Raw genomic sequence first — 19,537 nt, 5'->3', positions numbered from 1 at the left:
AGGGGATTCGTCCCCGTACCCCGGAGATCCAGATGAGTACGTTTCGAGTCGCGCAGGTCGCTGCCGCCGGTGGTGCGTTCGAGGTCGTCGAGCGGGAGGTGCCGCGGCCAGGACCCTGCCATGTGCGGATCGCCGTGGACGCCTGCGGGGTCTGCCACAGTGACAGCATCTTCGTGAACGCCGAGGTCCCGGGCGTGCGGTTTCCGCTCGTGACCGGACATGAGATCGCCGGGCGCATCGAGGAGCTGGGTGAGGGCACGGACGACGTCTGGCGGGTGGGCGACCGGGTGACGGTCGGCTGGTTCGGCGGCAGCTGCGGCCACTGCCCGCCCTGCCGGCACGGCGACTTCATGGTCTGCGAGAACCTGAAGATCCCCGGGTGGGCGTACGACGGGGGCTACGCCGAGGCGGTGATCGCGCCGGTGGACGCCCTGGCCCGGATCCCCGACGCGCTGGCCGCCACCGACGCGGCTCCTCTGGCCTGCGCGGGGGTGACCACGTACAACGGGCTGCGGCGCAGCTCCGCCCGGCCCGGGGACCTGGTCGCCGTGCTCGGCATCGGCGGCCTCGGCCACCTGGGGGTGCAGTACGCGGCCGCGATGGGCTTCGAGACCGTGGCCATCGCCCGCGGGGCCGCCAAGGCCGACCTCGCCAAGCAGCTCGGCGCGCACCACTACATCGACAGCACGGCGGACACCACCGTCGCGGACGAGCTGCGAGAGCTCGGCGGCGCCAAGACCGTCCTGGCCACCGCCGCCAACTCCGACGCCATCACGGCGACCGTGGACGGGCTCGCCCCCCGCGGCGAGCTGGTGGTCATCGGCGTGGACGCCACGCCGCTGGGAATCAACCCGGCCCAGTTGCTGATGGCCGGCCGGATCGTCCGTGGCCACCCGTCCGGCACCGCGCAGGACGTCCAGGACACCATGGCGTTCAGCGCGCTGCGCGGGATCCGCCCGATGGTCGAAACCCTGCCGCTGGACCGGGCCGATGAGGCGTACCGGAGGATGATGTCCGGCGCCGCCCGCTTCCGGATGGTGCTCACCACCCGCTGACGCACCACCGGCTTACCGGCCCCTCGCCGACGCCGCCGAGCGGGCGCACGCCTCGACTCACCGGCAGGGGACGATGCGACACGGCCCGGGAGGGCCGTCGGCGCCCACCGGGACCGGCCTCAACGTTCCAGCAGCACCCGGACGTCCCAGGCGTTCAGCGTCAGCTCCTCCCCCGCCTGGTGATCCGTACCGTCGAGCACGTCCCGGACCGCGACGGGGAGCCGGACCGGGACCTCGTCCCAGGACCAGTTGTGTACGAAGCGCACCCTGCGGCCGTCGGGAGCGGTGGCACCCGTGCTGGTGACGGACTCCTGCGCGAACCTCCAGCCGCCTTCCCGCGCGGGGAGGGTCCACCGGAGCAGTGACGCGGCGAGGACCGGATCCGGCACGGTGCCCACGTACGTCACCCGTCCGGCGCCGTGGGAGCGCGTGGTGACGGCGGGCCAGCGGCCGAAGTGCGGGTGGTCGTACGCGGCCAGGACCTGGGCGCCGTCGGTCTGGAGGCCGTCCACCCAGCGAGTGGCCGCCGCGCCGGCCGGCAGGGCGAGGGGGGAGCCGGGGGCGGGGTGGACCGGCACGTCCTCGGAGAGGTTGCTGAACTCGTCGTACCAGGCCCCCGCCGCCTGGGTGAGGCGTGCGGGCATGACGTCGGTGCGGGCTCGGGCGTGGGGGTCCCCGTAGCCGGTACGGGGTCCGAGCACGAGGTGGCCGCCCGCTTCGGCGTAGTCGGCGAGCCAGTCGAGCGTCGCGTCGTCCGCGCTGTACAGGCCCGGCACGACGAGGACGGGGTGGAGCTCGGCGGCTTCCCGCGCGGTGGTGTCGGTGAGGCGGTCGGCGTGCAGGAGGCGGGTCTGGAGCCCGGCGTCGAACGCGCCCCGGTAGAAGGGGTCGAAGACGCCGTGGTACGAACGCCGGTCCGGGCCGCCGTCCGGCCCGGCCAGCGGCGGCTGGAACGCCAGCGCCCACTTGCTCGGGGACGAGTAGACAATCGCCACATCCGCGTCCGGTGCCAGCCCGGCGACCAGATCGCCAGCCGTCTCCAGTTCCTTGCCGAGGCGGGCGATCTCCCGGTAGACGCGCCCGGGGCGGCCGCTGTGCGGAAGCACACCGCCCCAATAGGTCTCCGTGCCGAAGTGCAGGGTGTGCCAGTGCCAGTACTCGATCATGCGGGCGCCGCGCGAGACCAGCGCCCAGGCGGCCTGGCGCCACTGTCCGTCGTAGCCGGGCCGGTTGTTCCAGGAGTGTCCGATGGCCTGCGCGTCCGTCTCGGTGACCAGGAACGGCTCCTGGCGTGAGGAGAACATCCGGTCCGCGCTGAGGTACAGCGCCCACGTCCCGTTGGTCGTCCATGCCTGGCCGCCGGTTCCCCGGTCGGGCAGGGCGAGGCCGTCCTGCATGGTGTAGTACGGGTTGCCCGCGGTGATGTCGAGCCGGCTTGCGAGGGCCTGGTCGTCCAGGGCGGGCCGGTCGTAGGCGATGCATGTGGTGACGAAGTGCTCCGGCCGGGCGTACTCGCGCACGATGTCCGCCTGCCAGCCGATGAACTCCGTGGTCTGCTCGGCCTGGAAACGCCGCCAGGCCAAGTCGTACTGCGGCTGCGCGTTGCCGTCCGGGGTCCACAGGTCGGCCCAGGTGGACAGCCGGTGCGACCAGTAGACGAGGCCCCATTCCCGGTTGAGGGTCTCCACGTCGCCGTAGGTCGCGCGCAGGTGATCCACGAAGCGCTGGAACACGCCGTGGTTGTGGAACAGTTCGTTGCCCGGCTCGTTGTCGACCTGGAAACCCAGCAGCGAGGGGTGGTCGGCGTAACGCGAGACGATCTTGCGGATGACGCGCTCGGCGTGGAAACGGAAGGCGGGGTGGGTGAAGTCCACCTCCTGGCGGGCGCCCCAGGGAATGCGCTCACCGGTGCGCCGCTCCCCCGCGATCTCGGGGTACAGCCGGGCGAGCCACGGCGGCACGGCGTACGTCGGCGTGCCGAGGACGACACCGATGCCGCGCTCATGCGCCCCGTCGAGCACCGGTTGCAGCCAGTCGAGGTCGAACCGGCCGTTTTCGGGCTCCCAGGTGGACCACACCGACTCGCCGACCCGGATGACGGAGAATCCCGCACGCTTCATCAGGTCCAAGTCGGTCTTGAGCCGGTCGTAGGGCTGGTACTCGTGGTAGTAGGCGGCGCCGAACAGCACGCGCGGGGGAAGCTCGGGCAAGGGTTCTCCTCCAACGAGGGTTACGGGCGTCGAGGGTTACGGGACAGGCCGGGAGGGTGGAAGCGGCCGAGGGGTGGGATCAGCCCTTGACCGCGCCCGCCGACAGCCCTTCGAGCAGTTGCTTGCGCAGCAGCAGGAAGACCAGGACCGTGGGCACGGTGGCGAGCACCGATCCGGCCAGGACGAGGTCGTATTGGCGGTTCTCCGCCTGGAAGAGCGTCTGAAGCCCCAGGGGGAGGGTGAACTGATTGACATCGGAGATCAGGACCAGGGGCCACAGGAAGCTGTTGTAGCTCTGGAGGAACGTCCATACCGCGAGTGCGCCCAGCGACGGCCGCAGCAGTGGCAGTACGACCTGGCAGAAGATGCGGAACTCCCCGCACCCGTCGATCCGGGACGCTTCCAGCAGTTCGTCCGGGACGCTCTGGATGATGTACTGCTGCATCATGAAGATCCCGAACGCGGGTGCCACCCACGGCACCACCAGGGCGAACCAGGGATTTCCCAGCCCCGTCTTGACCAGGATCACGAACAGCGGCACGAGGACGACGGCGAACGGGATCGACAGCGAGCTGAACATCACCCCGAACAGGAACGTCCGCCCGGTGAAGCGGTACTTGGCGAAGCCGAACCCGGCCAGTGCGCAGACGAAGACCGAGACGGTGGTCGCCACCAGGGCCACCACGGTGCTGATGAGGAACCAGCTCAGATACGGCTGGCTGTCCAGCAGATGCTGGTAGTTGGCCAGGGTCGCCGGGCTGGGCAGCAGCCGGGGCGGGTAGGCGAAGATGTCGCCACGCGGCTTGAACGATCCGCTCAGCGCCCACAGCAGCGGCCCGACGAAGGCCAGCAGCAGGACGGTCAGGGCGAGGTAGAGCAGAGCGCGTGAGGGGACCCGGGAACCGCGGGTGCGCGCCGGGGACGAGGTGCTCATGAGGACCTCCCGATGCCGAGCAGCCGGTTGAAGATCTGGCTGGTGGTGAAGACGAGGGCGAACAGCACGACCCCGGCCGCCGCCGCATAGCCGAACTGCTGGCGTTCGAAGGCCGCCCGGTAGATGAACATCGCCACCGAGAGCGTCGCGTCGCCCGGTCCGCCACGGGTGAGCAGAAACGGTTCGTCGAAGATCTGCGCGGCGCTGATGAACGAGGTCACCGCGACGAATCCGGTCACCGGCTTCAGCGCCGGCAGGGTGACGGTGGTGAACGTGCGGAACCGCCCCGCCCCGTCCAGCTCCGCCGCCTCGTACAGCTCACGGGGGACGTTCTGCAGCCCGGCGAGGAAGAAGATGGTCAGATAGCCCGCCCAGCGCCAGAGCATGATGAGGCTGATGCTCGCCCTGGCCAGGCTCGGATCGCCGAGCCAGTCGAGTCCGCCGAGTCCGAACACCGCCCGGAGCACCGCGTTGGCGAGCCCGAACTGCCGGTCGAAGACGAGGCTGAAGATGAGGGCGACGACGATGGGCGAGACCACCATGGGAATGAAGAAGGCCACCCGGAACAGGTCCCGGGCCCGCAGGCCCCGGGCGTTCAGCCCCTGGGCGATCATCAGCGCGATGGGCACGATGACGAGCACGCTCATCAGGACATAGACGCCGGTGTTCTGCAGCGCGCGGTGGAAACTGACGTCGGAGAGCAGGTGCGCGTAGTTGCGCAGCCCCACCCAGTGCGGGGATCCGAGCCCGACCCACTCGCACAGGCTCAGATAGACCGACACCAGGACCGGCACGACCATGAACAGGACGTACAGCACGTAGAAGGGGGCGATGAACAGGTACGGAGCGCGGGCAGGACCGCGCGGTGGCCGGGACGCACGGCGGCCGGAGGCGAGCGTCAGGGGGCGGGACTCGCGGAGCCGTTCCGCGGGGATACTGGTCATCTGCGGCCCCTATCGGCTTGCCTGGGCGCGGAAGTCGGAGGTGGCGCGTCGCAGCGCCTCGCGCGGGGACAGGTCGCCCCGGTACGCGCGGATCAGATAGCCGCTGAGAACGTCCGTGAGGATGGACTGGTCCGGGCTCTGGTAGTAGGCGGGCACATGGTCAGCGAGCGGGGCGTACACCTCGAACAGGCGCTGCCCGCCGCAGAACTTGTCCTCCAGGGCCAGCAGTTCAGGGCTGCGGAAGACCGAGCGCCGGGTCGGCAGATAGCCCAGCTCGCGGTAGCGGCGGACCTGGGCCTCCTTCGTGAGCCAGGTGGCGCGCAGGAAGTCGGCACCCGCCGTGGTGTTCGCCTTGCCCGTGATCGCGGTGAAGCCCGTGCCACCGGCGACGGAGGTGCGGCCGCCCCCGGCCGAGAACCCCGGGAGCTCCCGGATGCGCCACCGGCCCGACTGCTCGGGGACGTTCGGCTGAAGACCGAAGGTCTTGTACCAGCTGGCCATCCACAGTCCCGCGACGCTCCCCCGTTTGAGGGCCGTCTGCATGCTGGGACCGTAGAAGTCCGCGACGTCCACGATGAAGCCGCTGCGCAGCCCGTCGCAGAGGAACCGGAGTGTCTCCTCGGCCTCGGGCGAGTCCAGGGTGATCCGCTGGCGGGCGTCGAAGAGCGCGCCTCCTCGCTGGTAGAGGAGGATGGCGAAGACCTGTACCACCTGGTTCAGGTCGCTGCCGGTGGCCACCGCGCCCAGGGAGACGCGGTGTTTCCGGTACAGCTTCGCGCCGGCCTGGGCCAGCTCCTCCCACGTACCGATGTCCGCCGGTATGCGGTATGCGGACAGGAGGTCGTCGCGGTAGTAGTAGACGGTGACGGGTGTGTCCGAGTCGAGCGCGTAGAGCCTGCCGTCGACGGTGTACGGGGCCCGCCGCGCCGCGAGCAGATCGTCGCCGAGCGGTGCGACGTCCTGGGTCCAGTCGCGCAGCAGCCGGGGCGAGAGGTCGCCGCGCAGCATGCGCGCGTAGTTGCCGATCTCGAAGCCCATCACGTCGGGTGTGCCGCGTCCCGCGACGGCCTGGGCCAGGAGTTTGGTCACCAGATCCTGGGCTCCCGCGCGTGTCACCCGCAGCCGGTAGGCGAACCGGGTGGCGCGGTCGGCCCGGGGCACGGCGGAGGTGAAGAAGTCCTGGTATCCCTGGTCATGGGTCCACAGCGACAGATTCACGGGACCGGACGTGACGACGCTCGGCGGTCCGCTGTTCGCGCAGGCCGAGACCGTTCCGGTCGCGGCGAGGACACCGGCTCCGGCGGCCCATCGCAGCATGGTCCGGCGCGGCGCAGCGCCGGGGGCGGCGCTGGAGGGAGCTGGTAGGTGATGTGGGCCCGGGGCCCCTCGTGGGCCGGGGGAACGGGGCAGGTTTTTCATGTGCGGCTCCTCAACAAGGCGTGTTGCCTGCCGGGTGATGCGGGCATGGCTCGCCCCCGCGCCACGCCCGTGTGGCGTGGCGGCCGGAGCGCCGTGCTCGAACGGTGCCGGTCCTACGGTCGCCCGGGCCGCTCGCTGGAACGGCGGATGACCAGCCTGGCGGGTGGATCGCCCCGTGCGGGCAGGGGGGCGTCCGGGGTCTCCATCTGATGGGCCAGCAGCTCGAGTCCGTATGCCGCCACGGCGTCGAAGTCCTGGCTCACGGTGGTGAGCGGTGGCGACAGATAGGCCGCGGAGGGGATGTCGTCGTATCCGACGACGCTGACCTGCTCCGGCACCGAGAGACCCGCCTCGGACAGGCCGCGCATGACACCGATGGCCATGTCGTCGTTGGCCGCGAAGACCGCGGTGACCCCGGGAGTACGGGCCAGTCGCCGGCCGGCCTCATAGCCGGACGCGGGCGACCAGTCCCCTTCGATCCACTCCGGTTCCGGTGCGCCCGCCTCCTCCAGCGCCTTCCGCCAGCCGTCCATCCGGTCACGCGCCGCCCACCACCGGGACGGCCCGGCCACATGCCACACCGTGGCATGTCCCAGGGAGAGGAGGTGCCGTGTGACCGCCAGGCCCCCGCCGACGCCGTCCGCGCCCGTGACGAGGCCCGGTGTCCCCGGGCCCAGCGCCGGAAGCCGGCCGAAGCTGAGGACCGGGACCCCCGGGTCGAGGGGTGCGGCCTCGCCCTCGTCGATCGGCTCGGACAACACGATGCCGTCCACGCCCTGGTTCAGCAGGGAATCGACGGCACCCGCGATACCGGCCGGGTCGCCACTGAGCGTGGTCACGACGCTGAACGAGTAACCGGCGGCGCTCGCCGCCCGCTCCAGCGCGAACAGCAGCGACGAAGGACCGTAGAGCGCGGTCCCCAACGACACCACGCCGATCCGCCGAAATCGCCCCTGGAGCAGTGCGCGGGCGGCGGTGTTGGGCCGGAAACCCAGCTCGCGGGCCGCCCGCAGCACGCGGTCGCGGGCCTCCTCGCTCACATGGGGCTCCCCGTTGACGACCCGGGAGACGGTCTTCTGCGACACCTGGGCCAGCCGGGCGACCTCCCGCATCGAAGGGGGCCGATGTCCCTGTCGGGCCCCGGAAGACGGGGTCTTCGGTTCGGTGGTGGGCACAGCGCTCTCCTTCGAGCATGTCCAGGACGGTGCCGGGATGCAGCGATGACTACGTAGTCAAAGCGGCGAGCACGGCGGCCCGGCCCGCTCTGACTACGTAGTCAGGCGAGTATGCGTCCACCCTCCGGGGGCGTCAATGGTTCGCGCGGAACCGGGATCCGCTGTCAGGCCCGTTGTGGCTGCTCCACCGCCGACCACCCGATCAGCGCACCGCGCAGAGCTGCCACCAGACGCGTGGCCGCTTCGTCCTCGGTGCGTCCGCTCTTGATGAGGTCGAGGATGTCGCGCGGGTCGAACAACGCGTTCCACAGGTAGAGGGCTTCGTCGCCGAGATCTCCGAGACCCAGCTCCCGTGTGGTCTGCCGCAGCGGTTCGGCGAGTGCTTCGGCCTGCGGGGTGAGGTAGCCGGTGTTCTCGCGCAGCCGCTCGAGGTAGCCGCGGTGCGAGCGCATCTGCGCCATCGCGCCGCCGTGTTCGAGGACGAGGGACACCCAGTGCCGCGACACCGCGTCGAGCCTCGCCATGCCCCGGCTTGTCTGCCGTGCGCTGAAGTCCCGTAGCTGGGAGCCCACTTGGGCCCGGAAGGCGTGCAGGACCTCTTCGACGGAGGAGAAGTGGCGGTAGGCCGTCGCGGTGGACACCTCGGCATGCTTGGCGATCTCGGCGAGACTGACGGGCGTCGGCGAGTTCTCGAACAGCCGCGCGGCCGCCTTGATGAGATGCCTGCGGTTGCGCTCGGTGTCACTGCGCATGGGGCGACTCCTCGTTGCCTTCGGGACGGCGTTCATCGCAGCGCCGCGAGGCCGTCGGCCAGCCTGCGGACACCCTCCATGATGGCCTGCGGGCCGGCGGCGTACGACAGCCGCAGGTGGTTCTCGCCGTATGCCCCGAACTCGCTCCCCGGCCGGACAGCGACGCCGTGTGCCCGCAGCGCCGCGACGACCTCCACGGAGGGCAGGTCCAGGTCGTAGCGCGGGAACTGGTAGAAGGCCCCTTCCGGTGTGCTGAGCGTCAGGCCGGGAATCGCGGCCAGTTCGGCGCGCATGATCTCGCGGCGCTCCTCGTACGCGGCGCGCATCCGGGCCACGTCCTCGTCGCAGCTCTCCACCGCGACGAGCGCGGCGTCCTGGATGACGGTGTTGACGGAGCCGTTGAAGGTGTTGTGGACGCGCGCGGACGCCTGGATGAGCTGCGGCGGCCCCCAGAGGTAGCCGACGCGCCAGCCGGTCATCGCGTAGCTCTTGGAGAAGGTCTGGCAGTAGACCGTCCGCTCGCGCAGACCGCCGATCGAGATCGCCGAGGTGAAGGGCCGCCCGGTGTAGTCGAGATCGGAGTACGCCTCGTCGGAGATGACGATGGTGGGTGTGCCGTCGAGCAGTTCGGCGAGCGTTTCGAGTTCCTCGCGACCGTGCACGATGCCGGTCGGATTGACCGGGTTGCAGAAGACGAAGAGCTTGGCGCCCTGGAGGGCGTCGGCGAGCCGGTCGAGGTCCCAGTGCAGGTCCGGCGCGAGCGGGACGGGGACGACGGTGCCTCCGGCCATCGCGACGAGGTCTGCGTAGAGCGAGTAGGTGGGGTCGGGGACGACCACCTTGTCACCGGGGTCGACGATGCCGAGGATCGACGCGGCGAGCCCGGCGGTGCCGCCCTGGGTGATCAGGACGTCGGCGGCGGACGCCGGTGTCCCCGCGATGGCGGTGAGCTTGGCGGCGAGGGCCTCGCGCAGGGCCGGTTCGCCGAGCAGCGGTGAGTAGTGGGTGCGTCCCGAGCGCAGCGAGGCGTGGGCCGCCTCGGTCACCTTCTGAGGTGTGTCGAAGTCGGGTTCGCCCATCGCGAGGGAGACGAGGTCGCCCCGGGACTGCGGCTGCTGCGTCCGGCGGGAGGCGGCCGCGATCCGGGCGACGGCGTCGGCGGTGTCGTACAGGGGCGGCTGCGTGGTGATGGTGGGCGGCATGCGTTCCTCCTGGTGGCGGGGTGGTCAGGCCTGCGGTGCGGTGTCGGCGGGTGCGCCCGCCCAGCGGCTGATCTCGAGGTCGGCGGAGACGTCGCGCTGCCGGGTGGGGGCGACGACGATCTCCTGGAGGACGACGCGCTGGGGAAGGGCGACGGCCAGGCGGATGGCCTCGGCCACGTCCTCGGGCTGCACCATCCCGGCGCGCTCCTCCGGTGCCGGGGGCCGGGCGCGGTTGTCGAGGATGGGGGTGTCCGCTTCGCCCGGCAGCACGGTGATCGCTCGCAGACCTTGGTTGCGGAAGGTGTTGTGCAGGAACGTCATGAAGTTGCGCACCCCGGCCTTGGCCGCGCCGTAGGCGGCTCCGCCGAGCAGGTTGGGGTTGACGGCGGCGAGCGAGGAGACGGTGACGATGGTCCCGGTGCCGCGGTCGAGCATGTCGGGCAGGACGGCCTGGGTGAGCTGGAAGACCGCGGTGAGGTTCACGTCGAGGACATGGCGCCACTCGTCGTGCGGGAGCCACTGCGGGTTGAGCACGGACGAGGCGCTGCCCGCGTTGTTGACGAGGACGTCGACCGGGCCGAGTTCGCTCCGTACCCGGTCGAGGACATGGGTCACGTCGTCCGCGCGGGTGATGTCCGCTGCGAGGGCGAGAGCGGTCCCGCCTTCGGAGCGGATCGTGGCGGCGACCGTGTCGAGCGCTTCTTGTCGGCGGCCGAGCAGTACGACGGCGGCACCGTCCCGGGCGAGCAGCCGCGCGGTTTCGAGCCCCATTCCGCTGCCGGCGCCCGTGATGAGCGCGGTCGTGCGGGGCGATGTCGTCACCGTTCCTCCTCCATGCGTGATACGAGCCGTGCGATATGAGATTCACACTTCATATGAGAATAGATTCTCAGTTTGCTTGAGACAAGGGCGCGGCGAAGCCGAGTGCGCCGAACGCCTCGGCGGCCGCATGGGCAAGCGCACGGACCTCGGCTTCACGGCGCGCGAAGCGGCGCAGCGAGGTCTCGCGGTCGATCCACCGGAACCGCAGTTCGCGCCCCGGCCCGGCCTGCCCGATCAGGGACAGGGACGCCCGTGACGCGACACCGACGATGGGATAGCCCGCGGTCAGGCTCCGATAGCGGCCGAGGACGATGAGCTCGTCCGCGTGCGGGATCTGCAACGCCCCGATGGGCACGCCGTGCGACACGATCTCGGTCCCGGTGTCCGGGTGGAGCACCGGCCCGTTCAGCCTGAGCCCGACATGGTCGGAGCGAGGGGTGACGACGTAGGTCGCCTCCTCGATCACCTCGCGGATCCCGGCGATCGTCCCGATCCCGGGGCTGGGGACGACGTCGACGGTCCAGGGGCCGTCGCCGTAGCGCGGGACGGGGACGGGAAGCCGGAACAGCGGCGCCCCGAACAGCCGGTTCCTGAACCCCCGGAACGCCGTCTCCAGCAGGACGGACGAGCCTCGGACCACGGTCTGCCCGAATCCCATCCGGGCGTCCGGCGCCGCGCTGCCCAGCAGGTTTTCGGCGCTCAGCGCTCCGTTCACCGCCAGATAGGTGCGGGTTCCCCTGCTCATGTCCACGGCGATCCGCACCTCGTGGCCCGCGGGCACGACCAGCGGCGACCAAGTGTCGGCGGGTGCGCCCGCGACGGTGACCCGGGCTGGCGCGCCGGTCACGGCGAGCAGGACGTCGGCGTCGGGCACGACGGCCAGTTCGCCGCCGAGGTTCTCGACCAGGGTCGCGCCACGGGGGTTGCCCACGAGGAGATTCGCCACGGCCGCCGAATGCTGGTCGGCCGCTCCCCCGGTGGGAACGCCGCGCTGTTCCGTACCGCGCCGGCCGAGGTCCTGGAACGTGGTGATCCACCCGGTGCTGGTGACGTCGAGCGTCACGGTCCTCATACGGCCACCTCCGTCGGCAGCAGGAAGCCGGCATCCAGCGCGTCGGCCTCGTCCCGCGTGACGGGGACGAAGCGCACGGTGTCGCCGGTGCCGAACGACACGGGGTCCGGTCGGGAGATGTCGACGATGGTGTGCGGCGTACGCCCGACCACCCGCCAGCCGGTCGGACCGGGGAACGGCTGGATGATCGCGTTGGTCCCGGCGATCATGACGGCGCCGGGGGCGACGTCCGTGCGTGGCTCGGCCCGTCTGCGTACCGGTCGCTCCACCTTGAGCCCGTCCATCATCGGGGCCATCGCCGCCCCCAGGAGGCAGATGGTGAAGGTGGACCCGGCGATTGACTCGACGACATCGCTGACGGCCAGGCCGAGTTCATCGGCGACGGACACCAGATCGGGGCCGGTGTCGTCGTCGAAGACCACGGGGATGGCGAACGTCCGCACCTGACGCGGGCGGTCCTGGCCGTCCGCGGGCGACGGCGCCCACCGCGCCACCAGACGGGCCGCGTACTCCACGTGCTCGAACGCGGTCCGAAGCGGGTCGAACTCGATGAGCAGGGATTCGAGTCCGGAGACGACGTCGAGCACACCGTGCGGGCGGTGCGCCAGGAACCGGTCGCGGAACGCCACGATCCCGGCCCGTCGGATGGCTTGGTCGGTATGAGGGATGGTCACCATCGCCGCCGAGTCCCCGAAGGGCTCGACGGTGATGGCGCCGTACTGTGCTGTCGTCATCGCCTGGTGCGCCCCGCCCTCAGCCGGCGAGCGCGACCTCCGCCTTCTGCGCCAGGACCTCGCGCAGGCCGGTGACGCGGATGCCCGCGGCGTCGACCGCGGTGCGCAGCGCCGTGCCGTTCGCGAGGACGGACGGGTGGTCGCCGTGCAGGAGCAGGACGTCGGCGTCGTGGCCGAGCGGGACCACGTTTCCGTTGACCGAGCGCACGGTGCCGTCCCGTACGACCTGGACCGAGCGCTCGCCGATCAGTTCCGGGTCGTGGATGAGACCGCCCTCGTGGGAGCGCGGGACGGGCATGCCGTCATCGCCGTAGCCCCGGTCGGCGAGGAACACGTAGCCGACCTCCAGTCCGCGCTTGCGCGACTCCTCCGCGAGCAGGCCACGCTGGCAGATGACGATGTAGTCGGTGTTGTACGCGGCGATCGCGTCGGTGATGGCGCGGGCGTGCTTGGCGTCGGTCTGCGCGATCGAGCCCATCCGGCCGTGCGGGGCGACATGGCTGATGGTGCCGCCGTGCACCCGCGCGAAGGCGTCGAGGGCGCCGATCTGGTAGAGGACGTCGGTACGGATCTCCTCCTCGGTCGCCTCGATGAGCCGGCGCCCGAAGCCGACCAGGTCGGGGTAGCCGGGGTGGGCCCCCAGTTCGATGCCGCGCTCGACGCAGTCGGCGACGGTCCGGTCCATGATGCGCGGGTCACCGGCGTGGAAGCCGCAGGCGATGTTCGACGAGGAGACGAGGCCGAGCAGGGCACCGTCGTCGCCGATCGTGTAGTTGCCGAAGCTCTCGCCGAGGTCGGCGACGACGGCTACGGAGTTGATTCCCATGGTGTGTCTCCTGGTGGGGGGGGTGATCAGCGGGCGGCGAGTGGCTGGCCCTTGGTCTCTCGCAGGAAGGCGACCGTGGCCAGGGTGATCAGGGCGGTGATGATGGAGGCGTAGGCCGGGATGAGGTTGGAGCCGGTCGAGTTGATCAGCTCGGTCATGACCAGCGGGGCACTGCCGCCGAAGATGATGGTCGAGACGCTGAACCCGATGCTGTAGGCGGAGTAGCGCACGGTGGTCGGGAACATCTCGGCGAGCATGGTGTGCACGACGGCGGCATGCCCGGAGAAGGCGATCGCGAGGACGACGGTGCCGAGGCAGGCGAGCCCGAAGTCTCCTGTGGCGATGAGCCGGAACATCGGGTACGAGACGGCGGCGGAGGCGACGGCGGAGCCGGCGAGTACGGGCTTGCGGCCGATCCGGTCCGACAGACGGGCCATGAGCGGAATACAGATGACGATGGCGACCAGGCTGAACGCGGTGACCGTGAGCGCCCGCAGCATCGAGAAGTTGTGCTCGCCGAGCGAGCTCTTCAGGTACGTCGGCATGTAGACGAAGAGCAGGTAGTAGCCGGGGCCGTTGAGGGCGGGGAGGAAGATCGTGAGGACGATCGCCTTCAGGTGGCGCGGGGAGGTGAAGGCGTCCCTGAGCGGGTTGCGCGCGACGGTGTTCTGCTCGCGCAGCGCCTTGAAGTGCGGGGTCTCCTCCAGCCGGCGGCGGATGTAGAAGCCGACGTAGCCGAGCGGGACCGCCAGCAGGAACGGCACCCGCCACGCCCAGGAGGTCATCGAGGCGTCGCCGAGGGCCGTGATGAGGACGGCGGAGAAGGCGCTGCCGAACATCAGGGCGACGAACGAGCCGACCGCGATGAAGCTCATCATGTAGTTGCGGCGGGCGTCCGGCGCGTACTCGCCGACGAAGGACATGGCGCCGGCCACCTCGCCGCCCGCGGAGAAGCCCTGCAGCACCCGGAGGAGAACGAGGAGGACGGGCGCGGCCACGCCTATGGCGGCGTGGGAGGGGATGAGGCCGATGCCCGCGGTGGCCGCGGAGATCAGTACCAGGAGGGTCGCGAGAAGCCCCTTGCGGCCGAGCTTGTCCCCGAGGTACCCGCAGATCACGCTGCCGAACGGGCGGGCGACGAAGCTGACCAGGAAGCCGACGTTGGTGAGGAAGAGATTCCCGGCGTCGGCCTCCCCCATGATGTTGATCGCGAGGTAGGTGACGAGCAGGCCGTAGATGCCGTAGTCGTACCACTCGACGAAGGAGCCCACCGCGCCCGCGACGGTGGCCTTACGGACGACCTTGCGGTTGGCGGTGACGACGTCGGCCGCTGCCGCGCCGGGCGTCTCCGGCGATGGCTCGTGACGGTCTGCTGGGACGTCGAGCCGATCTGACGTTGTCATACGCGTTCACTTTCGGTGTCGCGGACTCCGGGGACGGTGTCCTGAGGATCGCGCGCTGAGCGTGGTCGCCGACGGCGATCGCTCGTGCGTCGAGGTGCACCCATGCGTGGTTGGTGGTGAGGAGGGGAAGCCGGTGGACGGCACCTCAGGGGAGTGGGGCGGCTTCGGAGAGGGCAGCTGAACAGCGCCGAGCCAAGTTGCGACTTGAATCGCGAATGAGAATAGGTTCGCATTCTCGGGTGGTCAAGGATGCATGTTGCCTTCCGTTAACCTTGCACTTCCCTTCCCGCTCTCACCTTGGATTGCGCGGCCCTCACGCCCACTTGACGCTGGATTCCACGGCCCCACGACGCCCGACCCGACCCGTTTCGGTCATTATGGACCACCCCTTGTGCCACACCCCGGATCGATGCACACTGGCTCTCACAAAAACGCGAAAGCTTTCGCATTTTCTCGGTAAGGAACCGCGATGACCCAGGACAACGTGCGCGTGAACACGGCGTGGGAACGCGTCGACGACCATGTACTCGAGCAGTTCCGCGCCCACTCCGTGGCCAACCTCGGCGACGCCCTCGACCGGCTGAACATCGTCGACGGAGGCATCGCCCCCATCTGGGGCGGTGCCAAGGCCGTCGGCACAGCCCTCCCGGTCCTCACCGTCGCGGGCGACAACAAGGCCGTGATCGCGGCGCTCGAACACATCCGCCCCGACGACATCCTCGTCATCAACGCCTTCGGCTACGACGGCCGCGCGATCATAGGCGACAACCTCGCTCAGCGGTTCGCCGTGCACGGGGCCGCCGGCGCGGTCGTCGACGGCTACGTGCGCGACGCCGCGATCATCGAACAACTCCGGGTCCCGGTGTTCGCCCGCGGACTGACTCCCGCCGGCCCCTTCAAGAACGGCCCGGGCACGATCGGCGAAGCCGTCGCCATCGGTGGCGTCGTGGTGCACCCGGGCGACATCGTCGCCGCCGACGGCGACGGCGTCATCGTCATCCCGCCGCACCGAGCGGAGGAAGCGCTCAAGGCCGTAGAGGAGATCGTCGCCCGCGAGGCCGCGCTCGACGCCGAGGTCGAAACGCTTCGGAGTGCCGCCCGATGACCGACCGCCGGAACCAGAGGGCGGACAGGTCACGACCTCGACGGCGCCCTGGTGCTCGGCGCGTCCTTGCCCGAAGCACCTGATCGGCCCGGCTCAGTAGCATGCGATGCATGGCCATCAAACTTGAGAACGTCGGGATCGCCGTTCGCGACCTCGAGGCGACGATCTCCTTCTTCACCGACCTCGGCCTCACGGTCGTCGGCCGTGACACGGTCAGCGGTGAGTGGACCGACACCGCCGTCGGCCTTGATGGCAATCACGCCAAGATTGCGATGCTCCAGACGCCGGACGGTCACGGTCGCCTTGAGCTCTTCGAGTACATCCACCCCGAAGCGATCGAGTCGGAGCCCACTCGTCCCAACGACATCGGCATGCATCGCGTCGCCTTCTCAGTCGACGACATCGACGAAGCCCTTGAGGCAGCCGCAAAGCACGGATGCCATCCGCTTCGCGGTGTGGCGACCTATGAGGACGTCTACAAGCTCACGTACGTCCGCGGTCCGAGCGGCATCATTGTGATGCTCGCCGAGGAACTGAAGAAGAACTGACGGCTGATCGGGTCGAACAGCCTCGCGCCTACACCCGGCGTCGGCTCGCGACTCATGGAGGAGCATACCCTGCTGGGGTATGGTGCTCCATGAGCTCTACCGAGGAAAGCGTGTTGTCGACGGCGGAGAAGGTGACAGCGCCCATGCCACGCGAAGACCGAAAAAGCCCCGTTCCCCGCGCCATGCGTCTTGCCCGGCGTGCGGCATCCGACCCGCTGGTCCGCATGGTGGCGGTGGCGCTCCTCCAGGCAGCTGCCGCAAGACTGGAGCACCCCGGCCGGGCAACCGCCGGGCGCGCCGACTGCTGTGGCACCCCGGCCGGCACATGAGCCCTGACGCGTGGGGCGCGGCGTCATGCCCTGAGTGATGGGCAAGGCAGCACACACGAACGACGGGTGTCCTCCGGCTCCTGACGCCGGAGGACACCCGTCACCACATGGCGCGCCGCGGAGAAGGATGAGGAGCCGACCTCATGACCGGACGGAAAAGCGCCGCAGCCGGAGCGAGTTGCCCACCACGGAGACCGACGAGAAGGCCATCGCGGCACCAGCGATCATCGGGTTCAGCAGGCCCGCCGCGGCCAGCGGCAGCGCGGTCACGTTGTAGAGGAAAGCCCAGAAGAGGTTCGAGTGGATCGTGCCGAGGGTCTTGCGTGACAGACGGATGGCATCCGCCGCCGTGCGCAGATCCCCTCGAACGAGGGTGAGGTCGCTCGCCTCGATGGCCGCGTCCGTCCCCGTCCCCATGGCCAGACCGAGGTCGGCCTGGGCGAGTGCGGCCGCGTCGTTGATGCCGTCACCCACCATGGCGACGCTGCGACCCTCCCCCTGGAGACGCTTGACCACATCCGCCTTGTCCTCGGGCATGACCTCGGCGATCACCTGGTCGATCCCGACCTCCGCCGCGACAGTGTCGGCCACCGCCTTGTTGTCGCCGGTGAGCAGGATCGGGGTGAGCCCGAGAGCCCGCAGCCGGCCGATTGCCTCAGGACTGGTCTCCTTGATCGCGTCCGCGACCTCCAGCACTGCCCGTGCCTCGCCGTCCCAGGCCACCACGATCGCGGTCCGCCCCGCGGCCTCCGCCTCCGCTTTGACCCGTTCCATGTCGGCCGGCAGGCGGATCTCCCACTCGTCCAGCAGCTTTTGCCGACCCACGAGCACCGCGTGCCCCTCGACGACCCCTTGAATGCCCAGACCGGCGACATTGGCGAAGTCCTCGGGGACCGGGAGCGCGCCGACCTTCCGCTTCGCGCCCTCGGCCACGGCACGGGCGATCGGATGCTCGGACGCGTTCTCCAAAGCGCCCGCCAGACGCAGGACTTCGGCTTCGTCCTCCTCGGTCCGCACCGCGACCAGGGTCATCTGGCCAGTGGTGACGGTGCCGGTCTTGTCCAGCACGACGGTGTCGACCTTGCGGGCGGTTTCCAGAGCCTCGGGGCCCTTGATGAGGATGCCCACCTGGGCGCCGCGGCCGGTGCCCACCATGATGGCCGTCGGGGTGGCGAGGCCCAGGGCGCACGGGCAGGCGATGATCAGCACGGCGACAGCGGCCGTGAACGCCGCCGTCAGGCCGGCTCCGTTGCCGAGCCAGAAGCCGAATGTGCCGATCGCGAGGGCTATCACGATGGGGACGAAGACGGCCGAGATCCGGTCGGCGAGCCGCTGCGCCGCGGCCTTTCCGTTCTGCGCGTCCTCCACCAGCTTCGCCATCCGGGCGAGCTGGGTGTCGGCACCGACCCGGGTGGCCTCGACGACGAGCCGTCCGCTGGTGTTCAAGGTGGCACCGGCGACGCTGTCCCCGACGACGACCTCCACCGGCACGGACTCCCCGGTGAGCATCGAGACGTCGACGGCCGACGAGCCCTCGACCACCGTCCCGTCGGTGGCGATCTTTTCGCCGGGACGCACCAGGAAGCGGTCACCGGTGTGCAGGTCTGCGACAGGGATGGTGAGCTCTCCCCCGTCGCGCAGGACGGTGACCTCCTTGGCTCCGAGTTCGAGCAGGGCCCTCAGCGCCGCGCCCGCCATCCGCTTGGATCGCGCCTCGAAGTAACGCCCCGCCAGGATGAAGGCGGTGACGCCGGCGGCAGCCTCCAGATAGATGTTGCCCGCACCGTCGCTGCGGGCGATCGTCAGCTCGAAGGCGTGGGTCATGCCGGGGGTGCCCGCGGTACCGAAGAACAGTGCCCACAGCGACCACAGGAACGCGGCGGAAGTCCCCACCGAGATCAGGGTGTCCATCGTCGCCGCACCGTGCCGGGCATTCATCCAGGCCGCACGGTGGAAGGGCCAGGCCGCATAGGTGACCACGGGGGCGGCCAGGGTCAGGGAGAGCCACTGCCAGTACTCGAACTGCAACGCGGGAACCATGGCCATCGCGATCACCGGCACCGCGAGGACCACCGTGGTCACCAGCCGCTGGCGCAGGGACCGCAGTTCGCCGCTCTCCTCCTCCGCCGCCCCCGCTTCCTCGGCGGCAGGCTCGCTGCGCCGCGGGGCCGGCTGTTCGGCGGTGTAGCCGGTCGCCTCGACCGTGGCGATCAGGTCACTGACGGACACGCTCTCGCCGCGGTAGCTGACCTTCGCCTTCTCGGTCGCGTAGTTGACGGTCGCGTCGACCCCGTCCATGCGGTTGAGCCGCTTCTCGATCCGCGCCGCGCACGAGGCGCAGGTCATGCCACCGATGGCGAGTTCGACCTCGCCGGTTTCGGTGAGATTCGTCATCAATGCTCCTCAAGAGGGAAAGCTGGGCCCGCACGGGGGTTTGCGGGCCCAGCAGCACGGAGGGGGATCAGACGGCGCGGCCGGCGAGCGCGTAGCCCGCCTCGTCGACGGCCTTCGCGAACGCGGCGTCGTCAGGCTCCCCGCTGGTGGTCACGGCGACACGGCCGGCATCGACATCGACCTCGACGCCCAGCACACCGTCGATGCCGCTGACGGCGTCGGTGACAGCGGACTTGCAGTGACCACAGGTCATGCCCGTCACCGAGTAGACCGTCGAGACACTGTCGGCCGCTGTGGCCGTCGCGCTCCGCGTGGCACCGGTCGAGCAGCTTCCATCGGGCGTGCAGCAGTCGGACATGCTTCCTCCTGGGAATCACAGACTTCATGGGGCCGATACCCCGTGGGGGTATCCACCTGCTCGACTGTATACCCCCTCCCCCTACTGCTGGCAAGTGAGCCGACCACTCTTGTACATACCCTAGTGGGGTATATGCTCGGTCCGTGGCAGACGCCTGACGCCCAAGGAGTCTCAATGACGAAGTCAAGCCGCCTGCGTGACCGGCGGGGCGGAGGTGAAGAGTCGCCCGTCACGCAGCAGCGCCCACAGCACGCT

General features: G+C 70.1%; 17 protein-coding genes. 3 read left to right on the top strand and 14 right to left on the bottom strand.

Features of this window, described 5'->3' with window-relative positions; all coding sequences use genetic code 11:
• The first annotated feature begins 32 nt into the window (after positions 1–32).
• Entirely contained in the window at positions 33–1,055 is a 1,023-nt protein-coding gene (locus tag ACH4TL_RS41705; protein ID WP_398329274.1) for an alcohol dehydrogenase, read from the top strand.
• A 119-nt stretch (positions 1,056–1,174) separates the two neighbouring features.
• On the opposite strand, the gene ACH4TL_RS41700 is transcribed toward ACH4TL_RS41705, so the two are convergent.
• From ACH4TL_RS41700 to ACH4TL_RS41645, 12 genes are all read right to left on the bottom strand, one after another.
• A complete protein-coding gene (locus ACH4TL_RS41700; protein ID WP_398329271.1) occupies positions 1,175–3,265 on the bottom strand; it encodes a beta-galactosidase in 2,091 nt (696 codons plus the stop codon).
• Between the two features lie 79 nt (positions 3,266–3,344).
• Positions 3,345–4,199 carry a carbohydrate ABC transporter permease gene (locus tag ACH4TL_RS41695; protein WP_398329268.1) on the bottom strand — a complete coding sequence of 285 codons (855 nt, stop codon included), beginning with the start codon at positions 4,197–4,199 and terminating at the stop codon, positions 3,345–3,347.
• Complete coding sequence (locus ACH4TL_RS41690; protein ID WP_398329264.1) at positions 4,196–5,143, bottom strand: carbohydrate ABC transporter permease; 948 nt, start codon at positions 5,141–5,143, stop codon at positions 4,196–4,198. The genes ACH4TL_RS41695 and ACH4TL_RS41690 overlap by 4 nt, the downstream gene beginning before the upstream one ends.
• Before the next feature lie 9 nt (positions 5,144–5,152).
• A complete protein-coding gene (locus ACH4TL_RS41685) occupies positions 5,153–6,460 on the bottom strand; it encodes an ABC transporter substrate-binding protein (RefSeq protein ID WP_398329260.1) in 1,308 nt (435 codons plus the stop codon).
• Positions 6,461–6,675: 215 nt separating this feature from the next.
• The gene (locus ACH4TL_RS41680) at positions 6,676–7,737 is read right to left on the bottom strand and encodes a LacI family DNA-binding transcriptional regulator (protein WP_398329256.1); all 1,062 of its coding nucleotides are present in this window, start codon (positions 7,735–7,737) and stop codon (positions 6,676–6,678) included.
• Positions 7,738–7,901: 164 nt separating this feature from the next.
• The gene (locus tag ACH4TL_RS41675) at positions 7,902–8,489 is read right to left on the bottom strand and encodes a TetR/AcrR family transcriptional regulator (protein ID WP_398329253.1); all 588 of its coding nucleotides are present in this window, start codon (positions 8,487–8,489) and stop codon (positions 7,902–7,904) included.
• A gap of 32 nt (positions 8,490–8,521) precedes the next feature.
• Positions 8,522–9,691, bottom strand: a complete 1,170-nt coding sequence (locus ACH4TL_RS41670; protein ID WP_398329250.1) for a pyridoxal phosphate-dependent aminotransferase — start codon at positions 9,689–9,691, stop codon at positions 8,522–8,524.
• A 24-nt stretch (positions 9,692–9,715) separates the two neighbouring features.
• Positions 9,716–10,513 (bottom strand): SDR family oxidoreductase, encoded by a 798-nt coding sequence (locus ACH4TL_RS41665; protein ID WP_398329247.1) that lies wholly within the window; start codon positions 10,511–10,513, stop codon positions 9,716–9,718.
• A gap of 67 nt (positions 10,514–10,580) precedes the next feature.
• The gene (locus ACH4TL_RS41660) at positions 10,581–11,585 is read right to left on the bottom strand and encodes a biotin-dependent carboxyltransferase family protein (RefSeq protein WP_398329244.1); all 1,005 of its coding nucleotides are present in this window, start codon (positions 11,583–11,585) and stop codon (positions 10,581–10,583) included.
• A complete protein-coding gene (locus tag ACH4TL_RS41655) occupies positions 11,582–12,319 on the bottom strand; it encodes an allophanate hydrolase subunit 1 (protein ID WP_398329242.1) in 738 nt (245 codons plus the stop codon). The genes ACH4TL_RS41660 and ACH4TL_RS41655 overlap by 4 nt, the downstream gene beginning before the upstream one ends.
• 19 nt (positions 12,320–12,338) lie before the next feature.
• On the bottom strand, positions 12,339–13,145 hold the full coding sequence (locus tag ACH4TL_RS41650; protein WP_398329239.1) for a LamB/YcsF family protein: 807 nt from the start codon (positions 13,143–13,145) through the stop codon (positions 12,339–12,341).
• A gap of 26 nt (positions 13,146–13,171) precedes the next feature.
• The gene (locus ACH4TL_RS41645) at positions 13,172–14,548 is read right to left on the bottom strand and encodes an MFS transporter (protein WP_398329236.1); all 1,377 of its coding nucleotides are present in this window, start codon (positions 14,546–14,548) and stop codon (positions 13,172–13,174) included.
• A gap of 469 nt (positions 14,549–15,017) precedes the next feature.
• Here ACH4TL_RS41645 and ACH4TL_RS41640 point away from each other — a divergent pair, with 469 nt between their 5' ends.
• Entirely contained in the window at positions 15,018–15,653 is a 636-nt protein-coding gene (locus ACH4TL_RS41640; protein ID WP_398329233.1) for an RraA family protein, read from the top strand.
• A 110-nt stretch (positions 15,654–15,763) separates the two neighbouring features.
• Complete coding sequence (locus tag ACH4TL_RS41635) at positions 15,764–16,201, top strand: VOC family protein (RefSeq protein ID WP_398329231.1); 438 nt, start codon at positions 15,764–15,766, stop codon at positions 16,199–16,201.
• 470 nt (positions 16,202–16,671) lie between these two features.
• On the opposite strand, the gene ACH4TL_RS41630 is transcribed toward ACH4TL_RS41635, so the two are convergent.
• A complete protein-coding gene (locus tag ACH4TL_RS41630) occupies positions 16,672–18,924 on the bottom strand; it encodes a heavy metal translocating P-type ATPase (protein ID WP_398329228.1) in 2,253 nt (750 codons plus the stop codon).
• A 67-nt stretch (positions 18,925–18,991) separates the two neighbouring features.
• On the bottom strand, positions 18,992–19,282 hold the full coding sequence (locus ACH4TL_RS41625; protein ID WP_398329225.1) for a heavy-metal-associated domain-containing protein: 291 nt from the start codon (positions 19,280–19,282) through the stop codon (positions 18,992–18,994).
• Positions 19,283–19,537: the final 255 nt, after the last annotated feature.

This window comes from Streptomyces sp. NPDC021115, assembly GCF_044333065.1.
Lineage (GTDB): Bacteria > Actinomycetota > Actinomycetes > Streptomycetales > Streptomycetaceae > Streptomyces.
Note: the sequence above shows the minus strand (reverse complement) of the source record. Positions and strands in the feature narration are given on the sequence as shown.